This window comes from Achromobacter sp. Marseille-Q0513 (assembly GCF_018195695.1).
Lineage (GTDB): Bacteria > Pseudomonadota > Gammaproteobacteria > Burkholderiales > Burkholderiaceae_B > Achromobacter.
This window is the reverse complement of record NZ_JAGTJY010000500.1, coordinates 1-481: the sequence shown is the minus strand read 5'-3', so window position 1 is coordinate 481 and position 481 is coordinate 1. Positions and strand designations below refer to the sequence as shown.

Here is a 481-nt window from a genome sequence, read left to right as displayed (position 1 = left end):
GCAACGCATCTGGACCGAGATCGAGGGCCGCGACGACATCCGCGTGGTCGTGCTCGCGTTCCAGCAGAAGCGCAAACCACAATGGCGGGGTAGATAATGACCTACGTGATCGCTTCCGGCTGCATCGACGTCAAGGACCGCGCCTGCGTCAAATGCTGCCCCGTCGACTGCATCTACGAGGGCGGCCGCACGCTGTACATCCATCCGGACGAGTGCATCAGCTGCGGCATCTGCGTGTCCGTCTGTCCGACCGAAGCGATCCACGACGCCCAGGAGCTGCCGCCTCACGAAGCCGTGTTCGCGGCGATCAACCGGGAGTTCTTCGGGCCGGACGTCAGCGGCCTGGGCTCGCCTGGCGGCGCGGACGGCGTGCAGCCCTCGGCCTGCGACCATCCGATGGTCGCGGCCTATCCGGCGCGCGCGGGTAGCTAGTGTGCTGTCCCGCAGATACGCCCGCACGAAATCCACCCCTAGCCGCCAT

The 481-nt window shown here is 66.7% G+C and carries 1 protein-coding gene; it reads left to right on the top strand.

Going from position 1 to position 481, the window contains the following annotated elements:
* The first annotated feature begins 96 nt into the window (after positions 1-96).
* Positions 97-432, top strand: a complete 336-nt coding sequence (gene fdxA / locus KDH83_RS31470; protein WP_212323071.1) for a ferredoxin — start codon at positions 97-99, stop codon at positions 430-432.
* Positions 433-481: the final 49 nt, after the last annotated feature.